The organism is Kitasatospora sp. NPDC058218 (assembly GCF_042882445.1).
In the GTDB taxonomy this organism is placed as follows: domain Bacteria; phylum Actinomycetota; class Actinomycetes; order Streptomycetales; family Streptomycetaceae; genus Kitasatospora.
The window spans coordinates 10,595-28,915 of the sequence record NZ_JBHVWC010000053.1; the positions used below are offsets into that span (position 1 = coordinate 10,595).

Annotated in this window: 15 protein-coding genes; 10 read left to right on the plus strand and 5 right to left on the minus strand. The window is 74.9% G+C overall.

Going from position 1 to position 18,321, the window contains the following annotated elements:
• On the plus strand, positions 1-805 hold an 805-nt coding region (locus tag ACFVYI_RS29505; RefSeq protein ID WP_387891236.1), incomplete at its 5' end, for a collagen binding domain-containing protein.
• Between the two features lie 130 nt (positions 806-935).
• On the opposite strand, the gene ACFVYI_RS29510 is transcribed toward ACFVYI_RS29505, so the two are convergent.
• Positions 936-1,145 (minus strand): hypothetical protein, encoded by a 210-nt coding sequence (locus tag ACFVYI_RS29510; RefSeq protein WP_387891238.1) that lies wholly within the window; start codon positions 1,143-1,145, stop codon positions 936-938.
• Positions 1,146-1,327: 182 nt separating this feature from the next.
• Here ACFVYI_RS29510 and ACFVYI_RS29515 point away from each other — a divergent pair, with 182 nt between their 5' ends.
• The 4 genes from ACFVYI_RS29515 to ACFVYI_RS29530 all read left to right on the plus strand — a co-directional run bounded on the left by ACFVYI_RS29515 (position 1,328) and on the right by ACFVYI_RS29530 (position 6,908).
• On the plus strand, positions 1,328-2,644 hold the full coding sequence (locus ACFVYI_RS29515; protein ID WP_387891241.1) for a D-alanyl-D-alanine carboxypeptidase family protein: 1,317 nt from the start codon (positions 1,328-1,330) through the stop codon (positions 2,642-2,644).
• A 100-nt stretch (positions 2,645-2,744) separates the two neighbouring features.
• Positions 2,745-4,568 carry an alkyl/aryl-sulfatase gene (locus ACFVYI_RS29520; RefSeq protein WP_387891244.1) on the plus strand — a complete coding sequence of 608 codons (1,824 nt, stop codon included), beginning with the start codon at positions 2,745-2,747 and terminating at the stop codon, positions 4,566-4,568.
• A 144-nt stretch (positions 4,569-4,712) separates the two neighbouring features.
• Complete coding sequence (locus tag ACFVYI_RS29525) at positions 4,713-6,479, plus strand: SulP family inorganic anion transporter (RefSeq protein ID WP_387891247.1); 1,767 nt, start codon at positions 4,713-4,715, stop codon at positions 6,477-6,479.
• Positions 6,480-6,488: 9 nt separating this feature from the next.
• Positions 6,489-6,908: a PPOX class F420-dependent oxidoreductase gene (locus ACFVYI_RS29530; RefSeq protein WP_387891250.1), complete on the plus strand. Its 420-nt coding sequence runs from the start codon at positions 6,489-6,491 to the stop codon at positions 6,906-6,908.
• On the opposite strand, the gene ACFVYI_RS29535 is transcribed toward ACFVYI_RS29530, so the two are convergent.
• Both ACFVYI_RS29535 and ACFVYI_RS29540 read right to left on the minus strand, forming a co-directional pair.
• Positions 6,892-7,770 carry an alpha/beta fold hydrolase gene (locus tag ACFVYI_RS29535; RefSeq protein WP_387891252.1) on the minus strand — a complete coding sequence of 293 codons (879 nt, stop codon included), beginning with the start codon at positions 7,768-7,770 and terminating at the stop codon, positions 6,892-6,894. The genes ACFVYI_RS29530 and ACFVYI_RS29535 overlap by 17 nt on opposite strands.
• A 92-nt stretch (positions 7,771-7,862) precedes the next feature.
• Entirely contained in the window at positions 7,863-8,429 is a 567-nt protein-coding gene (locus ACFVYI_RS29540; protein ID WP_387891253.1) for a hypothetical protein, read from the minus strand.
• A gap of 388 nt (positions 8,430-8,817) precedes the next feature.
• On the opposite strand from ACFVYI_RS29540, the gene ACFVYI_RS29545 reads away from it, so the two are divergent.
• The 5 genes from ACFVYI_RS29545 to ACFVYI_RS29565 all read left to right on the plus strand — a co-directional run bounded on the left by ACFVYI_RS29545 (position 8,818) and on the right by ACFVYI_RS29565 (position 16,119).
• On the plus strand, positions 8,818-10,866 hold the full coding sequence (locus tag ACFVYI_RS29545; RefSeq protein WP_387891350.1) for a TerD family protein: 2,049 nt from the start codon (positions 8,818-8,820) through the stop codon (positions 10,864-10,866).
• A 172-nt stretch (positions 10,867-11,038) separates the two neighbouring features.
• Complete coding sequence (locus tag ACFVYI_RS29550; RefSeq protein ID WP_387891256.1) at positions 11,039-12,949, plus strand: protein kinase; 1,911 nt, start codon at positions 11,039-11,041, stop codon at positions 12,947-12,949.
• Positions 12,950-13,139: 190 nt separating this feature from the next.
• Complete coding sequence (locus ACFVYI_RS29555) at positions 13,140-13,292, plus strand: hypothetical protein (RefSeq protein ID WP_387891258.1); 153 nt, start codon at positions 13,140-13,142, stop codon at positions 13,290-13,292.
• Positions 13,289-15,616, plus strand: a complete 2,328-nt coding sequence (locus tag ACFVYI_RS29560; RefSeq protein WP_387891261.1) for a heavy metal translocating P-type ATPase — start codon at positions 13,289-13,291, stop codon at positions 15,614-15,616. Before ACFVYI_RS29555 ends, ACFVYI_RS29560 begins: the two co-directional genes overlap by 4 nt.
• Positions 15,613-16,119: a copper chaperone PCu(A)C gene (locus ACFVYI_RS29565; RefSeq protein ID WP_387891264.1), complete on the plus strand. Its 507-nt coding sequence runs from the start codon at positions 15,613-15,615 to the stop codon at positions 16,117-16,119. Before ACFVYI_RS29560 ends, ACFVYI_RS29565 begins: the two co-directional genes overlap by 4 nt.
• Positions 16,120-16,192: 73 nt before the next feature.
• Here ACFVYI_RS29565 and ACFVYI_RS29570 read toward each other — a convergent pair whose 3' ends face one another.
• Both ACFVYI_RS29570 and ACFVYI_RS29575 read right to left on the minus strand, forming a co-directional pair.
• Positions 16,193-17,197, minus strand: coding sequence for an Acg family FMN-binding oxidoreductase (locus ACFVYI_RS29570; RefSeq protein WP_387891265.1), 1,005 nt, complete (start codon positions 17,195-17,197; stop codon positions 16,193-16,195).
• 245 nt (positions 17,198-17,442) lie between these two features.
• The gene (locus ACFVYI_RS29575; protein WP_387891267.1) at positions 17,443-18,306 is read right to left on the minus strand and encodes a universal stress protein; all 864 of its coding nucleotides are present in this window, start codon (positions 18,304-18,306) and stop codon (positions 17,443-17,445) included.
• Positions 18,307-18,321 lie beyond the last annotated feature (15 nt).

The following is an 18,321-nucleotide window of genomic DNA, read 5'->3' on the forward strand; positions in this document are numbered from 1 at the left end:
CGAAACCACCCCACCCACCGGCTACGACCTCCCCGCAAACCCCGTCTTCGGCCCCCTCACCCTCACCCCCCAAAACGCCACCACCGGCATCCAGACCACCGCAGCCGACCAACCCCACACCCAACCCCCCATCACCGGTGAAGTCCGCGTCCTGAAGACCGACGCCACCACCGGCGCACCCCTCGCCGGCGCCGTCTTCGACCTCTGGCACGAAACCAACAACACCCCCGGCCTCCAGACCACCGGCATCAACCCCGACACCCAGATCGGCACCACCTGCACCACCCCCACCGACGGCATCTGCCGACGCACCGTCGAAACCGGCACCTACTACTGGCGCGAAACCACCCCACCCACCGGCTACGACCTCCCCGCAAACCCCGTCTTCGGCCCCCTCACCCTCACCCCCCAAAACGCCACCACCGGCATCCAGATCAGCGCTCGTGACTGCCCGTCGCCGAAGCCCCCGGCGGAGGGCTCGATCCACCTGACGAAGCGGGACGCCAAGACCGGCAAGCCGCTGGGCGGCGCGACCTTCCAGCTCTGGCGCGAGACCAACGGCGTCCCCGGCCTGCAGACCGGCGGAGCGAACCCGGACACCCGCACGGGCGCGGACTGCACCACCACGGCCGAGGGCGGCTGTGCCTTCACCCACCTGGCGGGCGGCCAGTACTACCTGCGGGAGACCGTCGCGCCCGCGGGCTACCAGCTCCCGCACAACCCGGTGACCGGCCCGTACACGCTGGACGCCGATGACTGCGTCACCGTCGCCCTGACCAACAAGCGGGACTACGACGACTGCTAGCCGACCGACCTCCGGGACCAGCCATGCGGAACGCCGGACCCGCCGGAGCGCCCCTGCTCCGGCGGGTCCGGCGGGTCCCGGGCCGTTCCGCCGCGGTCCGGATCCCCGACGCCCCGATGCTCCGCTTCGACTACCGGCCCTTGCGGCCGATCCGGTCCGTCCCGATCGCCAGGGCCGCACCGACCACGATCATCACGACGTACCCGGCCGTCTCGTGTCCGTCCGGGACGAGGTGACGCAGGAAACCGAAGAGGCGCACGTCCCAGAAGTGGTCGGAGAGCAGACCGCTGATACCGCCGACGACGAGGACGAAGCTGACGAAGCCGAGCAGGTTCTTCATGCCCCCGACCCTAGGGACGCGGCTGGGCGCCGGAGTCCGACTTTCGGTGCCACCCGCCCCGACCAAAGTCGTGGCCGCGCCGCACCCCCGCCCCGCGTGGCGGCCGACCCCGGCGGTCGGGGCGGGGCCCGGACGGAGCAGCGCACCCGGCGCACCGGCCACGGCGCAGGTACGTTCGCGGTGTGCAGCAGAGGTCACACCACGTCAGAGGAGCGGCCACGGCCGGTGCCGTCGCCGCACTGGTACTCGCCGCGGCGACGCCCGCGGCCGTCGCGCAGGACGCGGCCTCCGTGGTCGGCGGGGAGCGGCTGGGCCGGCCCGCCGTCCAGGTGGCGCCGCTGGCCGGGGCGCCCGCCCTGCCGGCCGAACTGACCGGGCGGTCCTGGCTGGTCGCCGACGCGGCCACCGGCGACGTCCTGGCCGCACGCAACGCGCATGTGCCGCTGCCGCCCGCGAGCACCCTGAAGATGCTGTTCGCGGACACCGTGCTGCCCAAGCTGGACCGCTCCCTGGAGCACAAGGTCGCGCCGGTGGAGCTGGCCGACCTGGGCGTGGGCAGCAGCCTGGTCGGCATCAAGGAGAACCTGCCGTACCGGGTGGAGGACCTCTGGCGGGGCGTCTTCCTCAGCTCCGGCAACGACGCGGTGCACGTCCTGGCCCACATGAACGGCGGCCTCGCGCAGACCGTGTCCCAGATGCAGGAGCGCGCGCTGGCCCTGCAGGCCCGGGACACCCACGTGGTCTCGCCCGAGGGCTACGACCAGGAGGGGCAGGTCTCCTCGGCGTACGACCTGACGCTGTTCGCCCGGGCGGGACTGCGCAACAAGGACTTCCGCGCGTACTGCTCCACCCGGACCGCGCGCTTCCCGGGCGGGGTGGACAAGACGACCGGGCAGCGCACCGCCTTCGACATCGCCAACACCGACCGGCTGCTCGGCAAGTACCCGGGCCTGATCGGTGTGAAGAACGGTTACACCACCGGCGCCGGGGCGACCTTCACCGGGGCGGCCGAGCGCGGCGGCCGCACCTTGCTGGTGACGGTGATGCACCCGGAGTCGCAGAGCAAGGTGTACGACGAGGCGGCGAGCCTGCTCGACTGGGGCTTCGCCGCGGCGGGCAAGGTGGAGCCGGTCGGCCACCTGGTGGAGGAGCCGGTCGCCTCGGCCTCCGCCGAGGCCGAGGCCGGGGCCGGGGTGACGGGCGTGGTGCCGCACGCGATCCGGCAGGCCGACCACGCGCTCGGCCCGGCCGGGTGGACGACCCTCGCGCTCTGCGGGACGCTGGCGCTCTGGGCCGCCGGCCGGGCCCGGACCAGGCGGCTGCACCTGCGGCAGCGGCCGACGGCCGTCGAGGCCGTCCCCGTGCCGCTCGCGTTCACCCGGTCGGGTGCCACCGCGCTGGGCGGTTCGACGGCGGTGGGGGGTCGCGGGCGCAGGCGGACGGCCCGGGCCGTCCGGGCGAGCGTGCAGTCGGCGCGCCGACGCCTGCGCACCCGCTAGCACACCTGTCCGAAATGCGGTGTTCGTCGGGTGATGTTCTGATGGCGCAATGTGCGGCCCCGGCGCCGCCCGCCCGATCACCCATGGAACGGAGCGACGCATGACCGAGCTGCCCTTCGACGACACCACGGACTTCGAGAACGCCGACCGGGGCTTCCTGGGAACGCTGTCACCCGGGGTGGTCAAGGCCGCCGACGGACGCGTGGTCTGGGACAACGACGCCTACGGGTTCCTCAAGGACGAGTGCCCCGACACCGCCCATCCGAGCCTCTGGCGCCAGGCCCGGCTCTGCGCCCGGCAGGGGCTCTACCAGGTGACCGAGCGGGTCTACCAGGTCCGCGGGCTCGACCTCTCCAACATGACGCTGGTCGAGGGCGAGCGCGGGGTGATCGTGATCGACCCGCTGATCTCCGCCGAGACGGCCGCCGCCGCCCTCGCGCTCTACCGGGAGCACCGCGGCGACCGGCCCGTCACCGGTCTGATCTACACCCACTCCCACGGCGACCACTTCGGCGGCGCGCGCGGCGTCCTGCCGCACGGCACCGAACAGGGCATCCCGATCCTCGCCCCGGCCGGCTTCCTGGAACACGCCGTCAGCGAGAACGTCTACGCGGGCAACGCGATGACCCGGCGGGCCATGTTCATGTACGGCGACCGGCTGCCGAAGGCCCCCGACGGGCAGATCGGCGCCGGTCTCGGCATGACCACCTCCACCGGCACCATCACGCTCATCCCGCCGACGGCGGACATCACCCGCACCGGCCAGGAGGAGACCGTCGACGGCGTGCGGATCGTCTTCCAGCTCACCCCCGGCACCGAGGCGCCGGCCGAGATGAACTTCCTCTTCCCCGAGCTGCGGGCGCTCTGCCTGGCCGAGAACGCCACCCACAACATGCACAACATCCTGACCCTGCGCGGCGCGGTCGTCCGCGACGCCCGGATCTGGGCCCGCTACCTGGACGAGGCGATCGAGTACTTCGACGGCCGGTACGACGTGGCCTTCGCCTCGCACCACTGGCCGACCTGGGGCCACGACGACGTGGTCACCTACCTCTCCGAACAGCGCGACCTCTACGCGTACCTGCACGACCAGACCCTGCGCCGGCTCAACGACGGCCTCACCGGACCGGAGATCGCCGAGGAGCTGCGGCTGCCGCCCGCGCTGGAGCGGCGCTGGCACACCCACGGGTACTACGGCTCGCTGAACCACAACGTCAAGGCGGTGTACCAGCGCTACCTCGGCTGGTTCGACGGCAATGTGGCCCACCTGTGGGAGCACCCGCCGGCGGCCCAGGCGCAGCGGTACGTCGAGGTGGCCGGCGGCGGCGAGGCCGCGCTGGCCAAGGCCCGCTCCTACGCCGACGCGGGGGACCTGCGCTTCGCCGCGACCCTGCTCAACCACGTGGTGTTCGCCGACCCGTCGAACACCGCCGCCAAGGAGGCCCTGGCCGGCGTCTACCGAAGGCTCGGCCACGGCGCGGAGAACGGCACCTGGCGCAACTTCTACCTGATGGCCGCCGTCGAACTGCTCGAAGGCCCCGGGACGGTCCTGCTCGACGCGGCCAACCCCGAGATGACGGGGGCACTGACCACCGAGATGCTGTTCGACTCGATCGCGATCCGGATCGACGGGCCGCGCGCCTGGGACGAGGAGCTGACCATCGACCTGGTGCTCACCGACGAGCAGCTCCGGTACCGGCTGACGCTGCGGCACGGCGCCCTGACCCACCGGTCCTTCCCGGCCGGGGACGACCCCAGGTCGGCGGCCGGTCTGACGCTGACCCTCACCAGGGCGCAGCTGCTCGGGCTGCTGGCCGGCCGGGGCCTCGACGGCGTCCGGCACCAGGGCGACGAGGGGCTGCTCGCGCGGCTGCTCGCGCTCGTCACCACGCCGGCCCGCTCCTTCCCCATCGTCACGCCCTGACCCGGGGCCGCGCCCTGACCCGGGTACGCACCCTCGCCCCCGCCCCGGCGCGTACCCGTCGGTCCGCGCCCGCCGCCGCCCGGACCACACCCGGGCGGCGGCGCCCGTTCCGGTCGCCCGGCCGAACTCTCCGGAGGTGACGGCGTGACATCCGCCCCCACCCGCGCCGAGCGCGCCCGACGGCCCCTCCGCGGAGCGGGCCGCACACTGGGCCGGCCCACACCCGCCGATCTGACCGCGGGCATGGTCACCGGCCTGTTCTCGATCCCCGAGGGCATGGCGTACGCGAGCATCGCCGGGTTCAACCCGGTCGCCGGCCTCTACGCGGGCGTCGTCCCGCCGATCCTCGGCTCGCTCACCGCGCCCACCGTCCTCATGGTCACGACGCTGACCAGCGCCATCGCGCTCACCGGGCAGAGCGTGCTCGCGGACGCCGGGCTCGACCCGCACGACGCGGGCAACGTCGCCGCGCTGACCGTACTGGTCGGTGTGGTCATGCTGCTCATGGGCCTGCTGCGGCTCGGCGTCGTGCTCAGCTTCGTCTCCAACGCCGTCATGGTCGGCTTCTCCACCGGCATCGCCCTGCAGATCATCACCGGAGTACTTGAGGACGCCACCGGCTACCAGCCGCACGGCCACAACAAGCTCGCCCAACTCGCCAACTGGCTGGGTCACTTGCCCGACTGGCAGCTCTCCACCACGCTGGTGGCCGCCGCCACCGTGGCGGTCTGGGCACTCGCCCGGACGGTCCGGCGGCTGGAGCCCGTGGCGCTGCTGGTGGCCATGGTGACGGTCAGCCTCGCGGTGGCGGTGCTCGGCACCGACGTCGAGCTGGTCCGGGACATCGCCGACATCCCCGCCGCACTGCCCGGATTCACCGCACCCTCCCTGGACGCCGTGCCGCACCTGGCCGGCGGCGCCGTCTCGGTCGCCCTGGTCGCGCTCGCCCAGGCCGCCGGCATCGCACCCTCGATGCCCAACCCGGACGGCAGCCGCTCCGGCGTCAACGGCGACTTCCTCTCCCAGGGCGTGGCCAACGTCGGCGGCGGCCTCTTCCAGGCGCTGCCCTCCGGCGGCTCGCTGTCGCGCACCGGTGTCGCCGCCTCGGCCGGGGCCCGCACCCGCTGGGCGGGCGTCGTCTCCGGTGTCTTCCTCGCCCTGGTGGTACTGCTCTGCGGTTCGCTGGCCGAACGCATCCCGATGCCGGTGATCGGCGGGCTCATCCTGGTCGTCGGCGGCGAACTCATCTGGGGGAAGCGGGCCGACATCCTGCTCGTCCTGCGCACCTCGAAGCTCTCCACCACCGCGATGGCCGCGACCTTCCTCGCCACCACCCAGCTCCCGCTCCAGCAGGCGATCGTCATCGGCGCCGTGCTCTCGCTGCTGCTCTACTGCGTCCAGGCGGCCCGCCGCGCCCACTTCACCGCACTGGTCCGCGACGACGACGGCCGCTGGACCACCGCCCCCGTCCCCGAGCGGCTCCCGGCCGGCGCGGTCACCGTGCTGGAGTACGAGGGCAGCAGCCTCTTCGCCGAACTGCCCACCCTGCGCACCCGACTGCCCGACCCGGCGGGCGCCCGCGACGCCGTCCTGGTGCTGGTCGTGCGCACCGCACCGGACATCCCCTCCTCGGCCATCCTCAAGGCGCTGCGCCGCTACACCGACACCCTGCACCGGGAGGGCGGCCGGCTCGTCCTGGCCGGCGTCCAGCCCGCGCTCGCCGACCTGTTGCGCCGCACGGGCCTGCGCGAGCACCTGGGCGCGGACGCCGTCACACCGGCCGAGGGACCGCTGCTGGCACCGCTCGACCGGGCCCGGGACGACGGCCTGCACTGGATCGCCCGCCGGCGGGCGGCCCGCGACCCGTCGGACGGCGGTCCGTCAGGCGGCGGCGACGACGGTGCGCCCTAGAATGCGGCCATGGACGCCGCCACCCCCGACCCCGCCCCGCAGGACCGGCTCGAACGCCTGGTCCGCCTCTCCACCGGGAGCTACCTGCTGGTCACCACCTACCGGAAGGACGGCACCGCCGTGCCGACCCCGGTCTGGGTGGTCCGCGACGGCGACGCGCTGGGCGTCTGGACCGTCACCGACTCCTGGAAGGTCAAGCGGATCCGCAACCGTGCCGACGTCCTGGTCGGACCCTGCGACGTCAAGGGCCGACCGACCGGCAAGCAGTACCCGGCCACCGCCGAGATCCTCGGCCCCGAGCGGACCGCCGCCTACCGGACGCTGCTGCGGCAGAAGTACGGCCTGCTGGGCGTGGTCACCCTGCTCGGCAGCCGACTGCGGCGCGGCGAGCGCGGCACGGTCGGCATCCGGATCACACTGACGGACTGAGCCGCTCCGGCGCGGCCGCCCGGTCCTGCGCCCGGGCGCAGGTGTCCAGGATCACCCGGGCAACGAGCGCCGGATCGTCGTTCATCGGCACGTGCCCGCAGCCCGGCAGCCGGATCAGCCGGGCCGCCGGGAGTTCACGCAGCGCGCGGACGCCCTGACGGCGCAGCAGGATGCGGTCCCGGCTGCCCCAGGCGACGGTGACCGGCAGGGCGCCGACGTCCCCCGTGAAGCGCAGCCCGCGGCCGGCCGCGAGGGTGGGGCCGAAGCCGGTCGCCTCGCGCAGCGCCCGGGTCTCGGCGACGGCGGCGGCGGGCTGACGCCGGCCCGGGCGGGCGTAGATGGTGCTGACCAGCAGCGCGCGGCCGGCCGTGGAGCGGGCGATCCGCCCGACGGCGGGCGGCGGCAGCAGCCGCGCACCGAGCCGCATCCCGCCCAGCACCGCGTAGGCGTAACGGCGCTCGGCCTCCGTCCAGAACCCGGCCGGGGCCAGTGCCGTCACCGAGCGGGCCAGCCCGGCCCGGCCGAGGCCGAGGGCCAGCAGTCCGCCGAGCGAGTTCCCCGCGACGTGCGGCCGCTCGATGCCGAGCTCCGCGCAGAGCTCCCCGAGCGCCGGGACCACCGCCTCCAGCCCGTACGGCACGCCCGACGGCAGGGCGGGCGAGGCGCCGAACCCCGGCAGGTCGACGGCGATCACCTCGTGCCGCTCGGCCAGTGCGGGCAGCACCGGCTCCCAGGCCTGCCAGTGGTGGCCCACTCCGTGCAGCAGCAGGAGCGGGCTGCCGGACCCGAGCCGCTGGTAGCGCACCGTCACCTCCCCCGGTCCGTGCGGGGCGGGCAGCGCGAAGGTGACGTCGGCGGGCATGCGGCTCCTCTGCTGGACGCGATGTCAGCAAGAATTACCGACGAGTAGCCAACTCGGCAAGGGCCCCGCACCGCCGGACCGCCGGACCGGACTCAGTACCGCACGGCCCTGACCACGACCGGCAGCAGCGTCTCGTCCGCCGGCCGCCGGCTGAACGCGATCGGGGACGCCTTCGCCCCGGGCGCGAGGTGTTCGGCACCCACGACCGCGCTGTCCACGGCCTTCCCGTTGGTGTCGGTGAAGTCGACCTGCACCGCGTACGAGGCGGTGTCCAGCCCGCTGTTGGTGATGGTGACCACGACGGCGTGCAGCCCCCCGGTCCGCGCCCGCGCCACCCCGGTCAGGGTGACGTCGCCCAACGCGTTGCCCCCGTTCTCCACGTTGCCCAGCGCGGCCTCCGCGTTCGTCCTCAGCTGTTCGCTCTGCGCCGAGACCGACGCGGCGAACGAGGCGGCGGCGGCCGAGGCGGACTCGGCCGCCGCCGACACCGAGGCCAGCGCCGACTCCGCGGTCGAGGCCAACCCGGAGGGCGGCTCCCCCGAGAACGACGACGGATTGGGCGCCGTGCTCAGCGTCGACGCCCCCGAGGAGGTGACCGACGGATTGGTCGACGAGCTGCTGCACGCGGCGAGCACGGCGGCCCCGGTCAGCGCGGCCACCAACGCCACGGCACGGGGCCCCGCCCACCTCCGGCGCGCACCCTCGGCAGGACGGTTCGGGAAGCTATGGAGTTCACGCACCGGGGTTCCCTCTTCTGATCGGTGTCCAGCGGCCGACGGCCCCTACGTCCCCATGCTTCGCAACGACCGCTCCCGCCGCGAAACCTGCTGCCCCGTTCGGGTGCCCCGGGCCCCGACCACGCGACCGCCGACGCCAGAAGATCACGTTCCGGTTGCATGCACACAATCTGCTCAAAGCCTGGTCGGAGTAGCCGTCAGAGCGGCTAGGCTCCCTGCTGGCCGCCCTGGGCACCGGTCGGCGGCCCCATCAGTCGACGGCTGCTCCGACGGGGCGGCCCTGGTCCTCCGGGGGACATTCGTGCAGGAAATGGTCAAGGGCGCCAACGTCGGCCTGGCGGCGCTGAGCGACAGCGCCGACTCCGTCATCGTGAGCCTGGGCTGGAGCAGCCCGGACGGCGACGGGGACGCCGACGTGTCCGTGCTGCTCCTGACCGGGGACGGCAAGGTGCGGAGCAACGCCGACTTCTTCTTCTACAACAACCCGGCGGCCGCCGACGGCAGCGTCCAGCTGCTCGGCCAGGCACCGACCGAGATCGGCACCGAGGACCGGATCCAGCTCGACCTGACCGCCGTGCCCGCCGATGTCGACCGCCTGGTCATCGCGGCCAGTCGCCACCAGCGGGCCGCGTTCGGCCACCTGGAGGGCCTGCGCCTCGAACTCGCCGACAGCACCGGGGAGCAACTGCTCGGCTTCGCCATCACCGACGCGGACTCGGAGAGCGCCTTCGTCTTCGGCGAGATCTACCGCCGCAACCAGGAATGGAAGTTCCGCGCGGTCGGTCAGGGGTACGACACCGGGCTGGCCGGGCTGGCCACCGACTTCGGCATCGACATCGAGGACGACGCGGGCGACGGCAGCGCGCCGGAGGACGGGACCGCCTCCGCCCCCGACAGGACGGAAGCGGAGGCGGCCGGAACCCCGGCGCCGACCGCCGCCTCCGCACCCGCCTCCACCGACCAACCCGTCGACGCGGCCGCCCCCAAGGCGCTGGTGCCGACCCAGGCCCAAGCACCCGACGCGACGCCCACCGCTCCGGCCGCACCCAAGCGCCTGCGCACCGCCAAGAAGCGGGTGGCCCGCCCGAAGACCTCCAAGCCGTCGCTGGCCGAGAACGACGCCTGGCGCACGGCCCGCCTCTTCCCCGCCACCAGCCTCAAGAACGACCGCGAGCGCGAGGTCCGGGCCACCTCCGTCCTGCTGTCCGTGATGGCACAGGTCCCCGCGTTCGGCCGCCGGCTCACCGCGGCGTTCGGCGCGCCCGCCGGCCGGATGGAGACCTTCACCGAGGTCTCGCTGCCGCACGGCGACTCCCCCAAGCGCCCCGACGGCGTGATCCGGGTGGAGCGTGCCGGGCGGCTCTGGACAGCCCTGATCGAGAGCAAGACCAACGGCAACCCGCTGAAGGCCGATCAGGTCCAGGACTACATGGACATCGCCGCCCGGCGCGGCTACGAGGCGGTCATCACGCTCTCCAACGACGTCGCGCTGGAGGGCAGCCCGCTCGTCACCGTCAAGATCGACGGCCGCCGCAAGCACAAGGTGCTGCTCTGCCACCTCTCCTGGGCGGACGTCACCAACCAGGCGAAGATGCTGCTCCACCACGACGACCTCGCCAACCCCGCCCACCGGTGGCTGCTGGAGGAGCTCCTGCACTACCTCCAGCACGAGAACTCGGGCTGCCACGGGTTCCAGAACATGGGCCCCGCCTGGGTGCCGGTGCGCAACGGCCTCGACGACGAGACGCTCGCCGCGGGGGACGAACGCGCCGTCCAGGTCGTCGAGAGCTGGGAGCGGCTCATCCGCCAGGTCTGCCTCCAGCTCGGCGGCGAGCTCGGTGTCAAGGTGCTGCCCGTCCAGCGTGCCCGGCGCGGCGACGACCCGCTGACCCGGCGGACCGCGCTCGCCGACCGCCTCTGCTCGGACGGCCGGCTCGTCGCCGAGATCCGGGTCGACGACACCGTCGGCAGCTTCGAGCTGACGGCCGACCTGCGCGTCGGCAAGCTGCGCACCTCCATCGAGATCCCCGCCCCCGAGCAGGGCTACCCGCTCAGCTGGGTCAAGCGCCTGGTCCGCCAGCTCGCCGAGGCACCGGCGGACCTGCACATCGAGACCCTGACCGACGGCACCGCGGCCGGGCCCCGGGGCACCCTGGAGAAGCTCCGCCCCGAGCCCGGCGACCTGCTGCCGAAGGACTCCTCGAAGATCACCGGGTTCCGGCTCTCACTCTCCAAGACCATGGGCAGCACCCGGGGCAATGCCGAGTCGGGCTTCATCCGCAGCGTCGACGCCGCCGTCGAGCGGTTCCACACCTCGGTGATCGCCCACCTCGACCATCGGGCGGCGGCCCGCCGCTGACCGTCGCAGGCCCGCCGGGGCCGGGGCCGCACCGGCGGCTCCGGCCCCGGCGGGCCCGTTCCGGTGGCGCCGGGTCCGACGCCCCGCGGCGGCGGGAGTGCCGCACGGGAGTCACCACCTGATTGATATGCACTATTTGCCCAGATACCGTGCGCGCCCTACGTTGTTGACCATGACTGGGGCCGAGGACGATGCCGGGCGGGTGATCGCAGGGCGCTACACCCTGGTGCGGCGGCTCGGCGGCGGGGGCATGGGACGGGTCTGGCTCGCCCATGACGAGGTGCTGGCCTGCGATGTCGCACTCAAGGAGATCAACGTACCGCCGGGCCTGCCGGAGCAGGAGATGACCGCGCGCATCGCCAGGGCCCGCAGTGAGGCCCGGCACGCCGCCAGGATGCGGAACCACCCGCACGTCGCCACGGTGCACGACATCCTTGAGGAGGACGGTCTGCCGTGGATCGTCATGGAGTACGTGCCCGGCGCGACGGACCTGGAGGCCCTCGTGCACAAGCGCGGCCCCCTGCCACCCGCGGAGGTGGCGCGCATCGGTCTGGCCGTCCTCGACGCCCTGACGGAAGGCCACCGGCTCGGCATCCTGCACCGGGACGTCAAGCCGGCCAACATCCTGCTGACGGGCCCCGCACCGCGGACGTCGCACCCCTCGGAGGGGGGCGTGCTGCTGGCCGACTACGGCATCGCCCTCGACCCGGCCTCGGGTGAGCCGCGCCTCACCTCGGCTTCCGGGATCGTGGGGACTCCCGGCTACCTGGCCCCGGAGCGGGCGCGCGGTCAGGAGCCGAGCCCGGAGTCCGACCTGTTCTCCCTCGGCGCCACGCTGTACTTCGCGGTCACGGGCAGGGGCCCCTTCGACGCCGAGAGCGACGCCGCCTCGCTGACCGCGCTGCTGTTCGAGGAACCCACGCTGCCCGCCCACGTCACGGGACCTCTGGTGCCCGTCCTCGTGGGCCTGCTGGCCAAGGACCCGGCGGAGCGGATGACGGGCGAGGAGGCGGCCGGGAGGCTCGCCCGAATCTCCGCCGCACCCGAGCCCGGCCCGACGGTCGTGCCCCCTCCCGGCACCCCTCCGCCGCCCGCACCCACCACCACGGCTCCTTCTCCGACGGTCCAGCAGGTGCCTCCCCCGCCGAGCACGCCGAGCACGCCGAGCACGCCGGACACCCCGGGCCCGCCGGGCCCACCCGAGCCCGGCCCCCGTCGGAAACCCCCGGCCGGCCGTACCGTGGCCGTCGTCGCGGCCGCCGTACTGCTCCTGGGCGGTGCCGTGTGGGCCGGGGTGTCCTTGCTCGGCGACTCGGACACCTCCTCGTCCTCGACGTCCGGCGCGACCACGTCCTCGCACCCGACTCCCACCGGCCCGGTACCGCCCTACGGGGCCGACGTGGCTCTGCAACAGGAACTGAAGCGGGGCGACTGCGTCTCCAGTGTGTGGAACGGGGCGAAGTTCCAAGGGCTGCCCAGGCTCGGTCTCGTGGACTGCACCGGGGGCAATCCGGATGGTCAGGTAATCGATCTGGCCGACGCGAGCTCCCTGGACGATGCGACGCGAAACGGTGCCGGCCTGTGCGATGCGCGACTGCGGACCACCGTCCAGGCGCTGGCGGACGCCCAGTCGTACGCCATCGCGCCGAGCAAACAGGGCTGGGACCGCGGCGCGCACTCCGTGCCCTGCCTGGTCTTCGGCAAGTCCGTCGGAATCGGGGGGCCGGTGGGCACGTTCCGCCAGACCGGCCAGCTCATCAATCTGAACAACACGTCGGCCGGCGACTGCATCGACACGCTGCCGCAACAGGACAACAGCCTCCAGCCCCTCCTCGCGGACTGCACCGTGCCGCACCAGGAGAAGGTCCTGGGCTTCGTCGCGGCACCCTCGGGCGTGACCTACAAGGCGGCGACCGAGACGGACGCGATCAAACTCTGCACACAGCAGTACTCGGCCTACACGAACGACAGCCACACCGTCTCCGCCTGGACGGGCGACGAGTCCGGTTGGAACCAAGGCTTCCGGTACGTGATGTGCACGCAGCAGACGGTCGACGGTTCACGACTCCCCGGCGACACGTGACGTCCACCGCAGCGAGCCGCTGACCCGCGGAGGGCCCGGTGGTGGTCGAGGTGGGCGATCGCCGGCCGGCGTGTGTTCCGGTGGGCGTGTTCCGTCCGGACGATTCGCACCGTACGGGAACCAGCGGGGGTGGCGGGCCGACTGGTGGAGGGTGAGTGCGATGTCGCCGGGTGGCCGGCCGTGGAGTGTGGTGGCGGGGTTCGCCCTGCTGTTGGTGGTGGTGTTCGTGGCGGCGTTCGCGCTGGGGCGCGGCACCGGACCGGTGTCGCCGGGCCTGACGCCCGGCAGCGGCGGCGGGGGCGCGCCGGGGATGAGCGGGCACGACATGGGGGCGGGCCGGTGAGCGCCGTCGCGGACGCGCAGGCCGGGGCGCTGGTCAGTACCGACCTGGCGGTCGGCGGGATGACCTGCGCGGCCTGCGTCGGCCGGGTGGAGAAGCGGCTGGCCCGGATCGACGGGGTCACGGCCGGCGTCAACCTCGCCACCGGGCGGGCGCGGGTGCTGCACCCCGCCGGGGTGGCCGTCGAGGAGCTGATCGCGGCGGTCGAGCGGGCCGGGTACACGGCCGAACCGGCCGGGGCCGGGCAGGTGCCGGCGGACCGCGAGGAGGAGCCGGCACAGCGGTGGCGGCTGCTGGTGACGGCGCTGGCGGCCGTGCCGGTGGTGCTGCTGTCGATGGTGCCGTCGCTGCAGTTCCCGGCCTGGCAGTGGATCTGCTTCGGGCTGGCCGTCCCGGTGGTGACGTGGGGTTCGGCCGGGTTCCACCGGCGGGCCGTACGGGGCCTGCGGCACGGCACGGCGACCATGGACACCCTGGTCAGCCTCGGTGTGGTGGCGTCCTTCGGCTGGTCCGCGTACGCGCTGTCGTTCGGCGGGGCGGGCACGATCGGCATGCGGATGCCGTTCTCGCTCACCGCGGACGGCGGGGGCGGCGCGCACGTCTATCTGGAGGCGGCCGTCGGGGTGCCGCTGTTCGTGCTGGCCGGGCGGCTGTTGGAGGGGCGGGTGCGGCGGCGCAGCGGTTCGGCGCTGCGGGCGCTGGCCGAGCTGGGTGCCAAGGAGGTGTGCGTCCGCGATCCGCGGTCCGGGCTGGAGCGGTCGATCCCGATCGAACAGCTGCTGCCCGGCCGGGAGTTCGTGGTCCGGCCGGGCGAGCGGGTGGCCACCGACGGGGTGGTGGTGGACGGCGGCTCGGCCCTGGACCTCAGCCTGCTGACCGGGGAGAGCGCCCCGGTGGAGGTCGGCCCCGGGGACGCCGTGGCGGGCGCCACGGTGAACGTCGGCGGCGCGCTGGTGGTCCGGGCCACCGCCGTGGGCGCGGACACCCAACTGGCCCGGATCACCGCGCTGGTGGCGGACGCGCAGGCCGGCAAGGCCCGGGCGCAGCGGCTCGCGGACGCGGTGGCCGGGGTGTTCGTGCCGTGCGTGCTGGCGGTGGCGGTCGCCGTGCTCGGCTTCTGGCTGGGCGCGGGGGCCGATCCGCAGGCGGCGGTGACGGCCGCGGTCGCGGTGCTGGTGGTGGCCTGCCCGTGCGCGCTGGGCCTGGCCACGCCGACCGCGCTGCTGGCGGCGACCGGCCGGGGCGCGGAACTGGGTGTCCTGGTGCGCGGGCCGGAGGTGCTGGAGAGCCTGCGCCGGATCGACACCGTGGTCCTGGACAAGACGGGGACGCTGACGACCGGCCGGACGGAGCTCACGGACCTCACCGTCGTGGACGGCGTGGACGCGGACGAGGTGCTGCGGCTCGCGGGCGCGGTCGAGCACCACTCGGAGCACCCCGTCGGACGGGCCGTCGTGGCGGCGGCCCGCGCCCGGTGCGGTTCCCTCCCGGCCGTGGCCGGCTTCACGGCCACCACCGGGGTCGGTGTCTCGGGCACCGTCGAGGGGCGGCCGGTCCGGGTGGTCCGGCCGGACGACGCGGCCGGACCGCTGCCCGCCGCGCTGGCCGGGGCGCTGACCCGGGCCGGGGCGGCCGGCCGCACGCCGGTGCTGGTGGAACTGGACGGTCGCGCGGTGGCCCTGCTCGCGGTCGGGGACACGCTGCGCTCCGGCAGCTGGCGGGCGCTGCACCGGCTGCGCGCGCTGGGGTTGGAGACCGTCCTGCTGACCGGTGACGGCCCCGGCGCGGCCCGCGCGGTGGCCGGCGAGCTGGGCATCGAACAGGTGCACTTCTCGGCCTCGCCCGCGCGCAAGGCGGAGGTGGTCACCGAGCTGAGGGCGGCCGGCCGGACCACGGCGGTGGTCGGCGACGGCGTCAACGACGCCGTCGCGCTGGCCTCGGCGGACCTCGGGGTGGCCCTCGCCTCCGGCAGCGACGCCGCGATCGGGGCGGCCGGGCTCACCCTGGTGCGGGGTGACATCGAGGCGGTGGTGGACGCCGTCCGGCTGGCCCGGCGCACGCTGGCCACCATCCGGGTCAATCTGCTCTGGGCGTTCGGCTACAACGTGGTGCTGATCCCGCTGGCCGCGGTCGGGCTGCTGAACCCGATGCTGGCGGCGGTGGCCATGTCGCTGAGTTCACTGCTCGTGGTGGGCAACAGCCTACGGCTGCGGACGTGGCAGCCGGGGCGGGGCGGCGGGGCCGCCCGCCGGCGTGGTGGCGGGACCGGTCCGGGCCGTGGCCCGGCGGCGCGTGGGCGGCGGACCGCTCCGGGGGTGACCGGGTGAGCGCCCGGTTCGGCGGCCGGACGGCCGACCGGCTGCGGGTGGTCGGACCGCCGGTGGCGGCGGCCGCGGTGGCGCTGGCCCTGCTCTCCGGGTGGACGGCGGTCGGCGGGGCCGGGCGGCAGCGCCCGGTGGAGGCCGGACCGGGCTGGGTGCTGCTGCCGACGACCGGCGGGGCGACCGCCACGGCCGCGTTCTTCACCCTCCGCAACCCCGGCGACATCCCGGACGAACTCACCGGTGCGAGATGGGAGTTCGGCGGCCGGGTCACGCTGAAGCGGCATCGGCACCAGGGCGCGGCGGGCCGGTGGGAGCCGGTCGCCGCGCTGCCCGTGCCGGGGCGCGGCGAGCTGGTGATGTCACCGGAGGACGCCGACCTGATGATCGTCGACCCGCCGGCTCTCCGGGCCGGGCAGTGGGTGGAGTTCACCCTCAGCTTCCGCAACAGCCCGGATCTGCGGCTGAAGGCCGAGGTCGTGCCACCCGGCGGGCGGCGCACCGGCTGAGTCCGGGCGCGGGTCGGCGCGGGCGAGCACGTGCCGTGCGGGCACGATTCCGCGCGGCAAGGGCCCGCCCGTGTCACGCCCGGTCCGGGCCGTCCAGCGTCTCGGCCACCGGCCGGCGCGGCGTCGCCGGCCCGGGCGGGCCGTACCCGGCGCGGAGCACCAGCTGGACGTGGCCCGGCCCGTCCGCCGGGTCGCGCAGCCCCCAGCGGGTGTCGGGCCACTCGACGGCCTGGTGCCACACCGTCATCCGGACGCCGTGCAGGGTGGCCAGCAGCCAGACGCGCTCCAGCGCCTGCCCGGTGCGCAGCCAGTCGGCGGGGCCGTCCGTCCGGGTGGTGAGCGTGCAGAGCTGGGGCAGCGCCTCGAAACGCCGGGACGGCGGCGCGGGCACGTCCCGGTGCGGCGGGCGGCCGGCGAACTCGCGCATCGGAACGCGGGCGTCGTGGTCCTGCGGACCGAGGGCGGCCGGCGGGATGCCGTCGGTCGCACCGGCGGACCCGCCCGGACGCAGCCAGGCCAGGGTCTCGGCCCGCCGGTCCGGGTCGTGGGCGATCCGGTCCTCGGCCTCGGCGGTGAGCGCCGACACCCGCCGCACCGCGGCCTCCTCCAGCGCGGCGAGTGTCACGCCCTCGGCGTGGGCGGCGGCGATCAGCTCACCGAGCACCACCTCGGGCACGTCCCGGTCGGCGAACGGCTCCCGGCTGGAGTGGCGTTCGGCGATCGCCGGGTAGAGGTCGCGGCCGAAGGGCCGCGCGGTGCGGGCCGGCCCGGCGAGGTCGAGCACGGCGAGCAGCCCGGCGTCGCCCTGCTCCGGGAGCAGTCGGACGAGCGGCTCGCGGCCGAGTCGGGCGGCGGTCACCCGCATGTTGAACAGGGCGGCGCCGGCCGCGATGTGCAGAGCGGCGCCGTCCGGGTCGGCGAGAGGGACGGCACGGGCGGGGTCGGCGCGCAGTTCGATTCCGGTCCGGTCGCCGGTGGGGCGGAACCGCCACGGCTGGCTGTTGTGCAGCGACGGGGCGGCGCCACCGGCCGCGGCGAGCAGCCGCAGGTCGGCCGGGGTGAGGACGGGCTCTGGCATGGTGATCCTCTCCTTGGCTCGGTCGGCCGGTGCGGGCGGGCCGGCCCGGGGCGGCCGTCGGAGGTGGCCCGTCGGTGCGGGCGGTCCCCGGCGGCGTTCAACCGGAGTTCTGCTCACCTTCGAGCGTGCGCCCGGACACCGGCCGGACGACAGGGTCCAAGGGCCCGCCCGCCGTGGCCGGTCGTCGGACCGGTACGCCGGACCAGTACGTCGGACCGGCACGCGACCGGGCCGGCCCCCGGCCCTCAGCGGTGCGGCACCACGGCCACCGGGGCGTCCGCGTGGTGGAGGACGGCGTGGGCGACCCGGCCGAGCCGCCGGCCGAGGTCGTGCGGGCGGTGGCGCCGGCCGACCACCACGAGGTCCGCCGTCCTCGACGCCGCGACCAGCGTGCGGGCGGCGCCGAGCCCGACCTGCTCGACGAGCTCCGTCCCCGGGTACCGCTCGCGCCACCCGGCGAGGGCGAGGGAGAGTGCTTCGGTCTCCAGTTCCTGGAGCTCCGCGACCTCGGGCTGTGACGGGAGGAAGCCCACGGTCGCGAACGCCGGCGGCAGGTCCCAGCCGTGGACGGCTCGCAGCCGGGCGCCGCGCAGCCCGGCCGCGTGGAAGGCGAAGGCGAGCACGGCCTCGTTCACGGCCCGGGGGTCGACGCCGACCACCACCTCCGGCGGCACCACCGTCGCGTCGCGGTCACCGCCCGGCCGGACCACGACCGCGGGCACGGCACTGCGGGCGGCGGTCGCCATGCTCACCGAGCCGAGCAGCAGCCCGGCGAAGCCGCCCAGTCCGCGCGAGCCGAGCACCAGCAGCCCGGCGTCCGCCGCGGCGGCGACCAGGCCGTCCACGGCGGCGTCGAGCACCACGTCGGCGTGCACGGCCAGGCCGGGGTGGCGGCGGCGGATCGCGTCGGCGGCGTCGAACACCACCTGCTGGGCGGCGGCGGGCAGCGCGTCGGCGTCGGCGAACGCGGACCGGCCGTCGGTCAGCCAGGGCCAGGCGTGCACCAGCCGCAGCGGGGCGTCCCGGCGCAGCGCCTCCTCGGCGGCCCAGCGGGCGGCCGTGGTGCTCGCGGGCGAGCCGTCGACTCCGGCCAGAACGGGTGGCGTCATGGGAGTTCCTTCCGG

Coding starts and splice junctions, on each gene's coding strand:
- ACFVYI_RS29520 (WP_387891244.1), top strand. CDS start 2,745: ATGACCGAGCTGCCCTTCGACGACACCACGGACTTCGAGAACGCCGAC.
- ACFVYI_RS29575 (WP_387891267.1), bottom strand. CDS start 18,306: ATGACGCCACCCGTTCTGGCCGGAGTCGACGGCTCGCCCGCGAGCACC.
- ACFVYI_RS29535 (WP_387891252.1), bottom strand. CDS start 7,770: ATGCCCGCCGACGTCACCTTCGCGCTGCCCGCCCCGCACGGACCGGGG.
- ACFVYI_RS29550 (WP_387891256.1), top strand. CDS start 11,039: ATGACTGGGGCCGAGGACGATGCCGGGCGGGTGATCGCAGGGCGCTAC.
- ACFVYI_RS29510 (WP_387891238.1), bottom strand. CDS start 1,145: ATGAAGAACCTGCTCGGCTTCGTCAGCTTCGTCCTCGTCGTCGGCGGT.
- ACFVYI_RS29570 (WP_387891265.1), bottom strand. CDS start 17,197: ATGCCAGAGCCCGTCCTCACCCCGGCCGACCTGCGGCTGCTCGCCGCG.
- ACFVYI_RS29530 (WP_387891250.1), top strand. CDS start 6,489: ATGGACGCCGCCACCCCCGACCCCGCCCCGCAGGACCGGCTCGAACGC.
- ACFVYI_RS29545 (WP_387891350.1), top strand. CDS start 8,818: ATGGTCAAGGGCGCCAACGTCGGCCTGGCGGCGCTGAGCGACAGCGCC.